Consider the following 3,520-nt stretch of genomic DNA (forward strand, 5'->3'; position numbering starts at 1 on the left):
ACGATGGTGACGATGGGAACGGTTGTGCTGAACGGGTGCCACTGGTGGCAGCCTCCTGCACCTCCCGGGCTTCCCAAACCGCCGCCGGTTCCCGTACCGTAACAAGTCTCTGATCCATGAATTAACAAGGAATCCAGCTGTACTGGAATTCGCTGATGGCTCGCCTTCGGTAGCCAGAGCATTCTGTTTGTCGGTTGCCGGATAGGGGGCAGAGGGGACGAAATTATGTTGAAGATAGAGGAGATGATGGAAATAAACTGGCCTTGAAGCAGATCACACGGAGGTGGCTCCATGATTAAACTTCTTAAGTTCTATTTACTGCCACTGTTCTTTTCCTTCTCTATTCTTGGCGGATGCGCGACGAGTCAATCTTCTCTCGGATCTGTCGGCGGTTTCAACCTTATCTCCGTGGACGAAGAGAAGCAGCTAGGCGATAAGTTCGCAGTGGAGGTCGAAAAACAGTATAAGGTAGTTAACGACCCCGAGGTCCAGGTTTATATCGACCGGGTGGGAAAAAGGCTGCTCACCGGGGTTAAGAAGGTGGAGTTTCCCTACACCTTCAAGGTGGTTGAGGATAAAAGCGTCAACGCTTTCGCCATTCCCGGCGGTCACACCTATGTCAACACCGGGCTGATCAAGGCGGCTGATAGCGAGGACGAACTGGCCGCAGTCATGGCACACGAGATAAACCATGTGGTGGCCAGGCACGCAACGAAGCAAATGACTAAGCAGTACGGCTACGAGCTGATATCAGGACTACTCCTGGGGAGCCAGGGGAGCATCGCCCAGCTCGCTGGTCAACTCTTCGGGAAGACTGGAATGCTCTACTACAGCCGGGAGATGGAAAGCCAGGCAGACTACCTCGGCGTCGAGACCATGTACAATGCCGGGTACGACCCGCACGGGATGGTGACGTTCTTTCAGAAGCTTGAGGCCCAGAGCAAGACCAACCCCGGCTCGGTGGCGAAGTTCTTCTCTACCCATCCTCCGACCGAGGACCGGATACGAAACATCGAGACGGAGATCTCGAAGCTGCCGCCGAAACAGTATCCCCTACTCTCCGAGTCCGAGTTCAATAGAGTGAAGGCGCGGGTTGCGAGACTATAAAGGTGGATCAACACTGATAAGACACTTTGAGCTTTCCTTAATTCAAGAATCTGCTATTTTTGCTTCATCAATACCCCTTTCGCCGAGGGGATTTTTTTGCTTATGAAGGGAGTATGCCATGTCTGATGCAATTGAGGGACTCACGCCCACCCTGTTCTGGCGCTGCTTTGCGGAAATATCTCGCATTCCGAGGCCTTCCGGGCATGAAGCGCAGTTGGCGGAGTTCGTACTCGATCGGGCACAGAGCCTGGGGCTGCCAGCGAAGCAGGATCAGTCTGGAAACGTGGTGGTGAAAAAGCCGGCTACACCGGGTCGCGAGCGGGTGCCGAGCATCTGCCTGCAGGCCCACCTGGACATGGTGTGCGAGAAGAATACTGACAAGACCCACGACTTTCTCAAGGACCCGATAGAGTTAGTCCGCCAGGGGCCATACATCACCGCAAACGGCACCACGCTTGGCGCCGACAACGGAGTGGGCGTAGCCACCAGCCTGGCTCTGATGGAAGATACTGCCGTTGAGCATGGACCGCTGGAATTTCTCTTCACGGTTGAGGAGGAAACGGGTCTCACCGGCGCTCAGAGCGTGAGCCCTGAAATGGTTGAAAGCAGGACGCTTCTGAATCTCGACTCCGAGGATGAGGGCGTGGTCTTCATCGGGTGCGCGGGGGGTAAAGACACCCTTGGCAGGTGGAATGTGACGCGCGAGCCTGTTCCCGCCGAGGCTGCCGCTGTCACCTTGACGGTCAAGGGACTTAAGGGGGGACATTCCGGGCTGGAAATCGGAAAGGGGCTGGGGAACGCCATCAAGATCCTCAACCGGGCGATCCTGCGGCTGTCTGAAATCGGGGCGAGGCTGGCGTATATCAACGGCGGCAACATGCGTAACGCCATCCCGCGGGAATGCGGCGCGCTATTCTTCATCCCGGCAGAGAAGCTGGGGGAGGCCGCTACTCTCGTCTCGACATTGAACGAGATCTTCAAGGCCGAGCTCTCCAGGGTCGATCCCGACCTGGTTCTGGCAATGGCCCGGCAGGGTCAGCCGGAGGGGGCAACGGTGCTGGAGGCCTCCCTCCAGCGCAAAATATGCCGCACCATTGCCGCACTTCCGAGCGGTGTTCAGTTTATGAGCAGCGACATCCCCGGCCTGGTTGAGACCTCGACCAATGTCGCGGTCATCACTACCAGTGACGATGACATCGTACTTATCACCAGCCAGCGCAGTTCCGTGGCATCCCGTCTTTCGGAAGTCGTCGAGACGGTCGAGTCGGTCTTCGAACTGGGCGGCGCGGCAATCGCAGGAAGCTCAGGATATCCGGGATGGAAGCCGAACCTTGATTCCCCCATCCTCTCCACCGCCAGGCGCTCCTACAGCGCACTTTATGGAAAGGAACTGGAGGTGACCGCCATCCACGCCGGTCTGGAATGCGGCATCATCGGGGAGCGCATCCCGGGCATGGACATGATCTCGTTTGGCCCCACCATGGAAAAGGTCCATTCCCCCGACGAGAGGCTCCATATCGACGCGGTGCAGAAGTATTGGGACTTCCTGATCGAGATACTGAAGCGCGCACTGTAGCGATTTCACAGGTCGCAGACAAAGCGGACCTGGACGGGCAGGATGGCGTTGGTGCCGGTAATCATGACCCTCTGCGTCATGATCCGGCACCTGCGCCCTATGGAACACTCCAACGAGATGTCGTGGAGGCCCGGGCTGCACCCAAAGACGCGGAGCCCGTCGCCGCTCCTGCTCTCCCCCAACTTTACACCGTCAATGAAGACCGTCCCCCTGCGCAGGCACGAGACCGTAAAGTACTCCATCATCTCCCCTTAAAGGCTGTGAATGGTGAATGGTGACTTCCAAACCTGTCTTCTTGTTGATGTTCAGGGGGGGCGCCATTCATAGTTCAACGGTTTTACATCAGCCTCGGCATCAGGTGATGTTGACCTCTTTGCTGACACTGCCACCTTTTGTGTCTGTCAATGTCAGGATCCCTGTTCCTGTAGCCTCGCCGGGTACTATGGAAAGCTCCAGCTCGCTGTCACTCCCCACTTTCAACTGGTCTGCCGTTATTGAGGTCTCATTTCTGGCCGCGTCCCGCCAGCTTGCGGTTATGCCGGTGGTGAAGTTTTTACCTGTGATCTTCAAGATCACCGGCGAGTTCCCGCGCGGAATATCTCCTATGGGAGCAACGGTCAGGGGATTGGCCCGGAAGGAAATGGCGGCGGATTGCCCATCGCGGTTCACGAGATTCAGGGTGTGGTCACCCTTCAGGTAGTCTGCTTCACCTATGAGATCAACGAGGAGCTCGTTATTGAAGGAGGGATCTGCGGCCTGGTCCTGGGGCTTACTCGCTCTCACTTCGAATCCCTTTGAGTCCAAGACGTTGCCGTCCACTGTCACGGTAGCGTCTTT

Annotated in this window: 4 protein-coding genes; 2 read left to right on the forward strand and 2 right to left on the reverse strand. The window is 56.8% G+C overall.

Translation table 11 applies throughout. The features are described from left to right. The first annotated feature begins 291 nt into the window (after positions 1 to 291). Positions 292 to 1,107 (forward strand): M48 family metallopeptidase, encoded by an 816-nt coding sequence (locus tag AC11W3_RS03555; protein WP_484090013.1) that lies wholly within the window; start codon positions 292 to 294, stop codon positions 1,105 to 1,107. A 118-nt stretch (positions 1,108 to 1,225) separates the two neighbouring features. Next, a complete protein-coding gene (locus AC11W3_RS03560; RefSeq protein ID WP_484092495.1) occupies positions 1,226 to 2,683 on the forward strand; it encodes an aminoacyl-histidine dipeptidase in 1,458 nt (485 codons plus the stop codon). Positions 2,684 to 2,688: 5 nt separating this feature from the next. Here AC11W3_RS03560 and AC11W3_RS03565 read toward each other — a convergent pair whose 3' ends face one another. Together AC11W3_RS03565 and AC11W3_RS03570 are read right to left on the reverse strand one after the other, a co-directional pair. Next, positions 2,689 to 2,925 (reverse strand): hypothetical protein, encoded by a 237-nt coding sequence (locus AC11W3_RS03565; protein WP_484090015.1) that lies wholly within the window; start codon positions 2,923 to 2,925, stop codon positions 2,689 to 2,691. 112 nt (positions 2,926 to 3,037) lie between these two features. Further along, positions 3,038 to 3,520, reverse strand: a 483-nt coding sequence (locus AC11W3_RS03570) for a hypothetical protein (RefSeq protein ID WP_484092496.1), incomplete at its 5' end; no start/stop codon positions are given.

The sequence above is a fragment of the Geomonas sp. genome (assembly GCF_056994735.1).

Bases quoted from the DNA above. Each gene is read 5' to 3' on its own strand.
- AC11W3_RS03555 (WP_484090013.1), top strand. From the start codon at position 292: ATGATTAAACTTCTTAAGTTCTATTTACTGCCACTGTTCTTTTCCTTC.
- AC11W3_RS03560 (WP_484092495.1), top strand. From the start codon at position 1,226: ATGTCTGATGCAATTGAGGGACTCACGCCCACCCTGTTCTGGCGCTGC.
- AC11W3_RS03565 (WP_484090015.1), bottom strand. From the start codon at position 2,925: ATGGAGTACTTTACGGTCTCGTGCCTGCGCAGGGGGACGGTCTTCATT.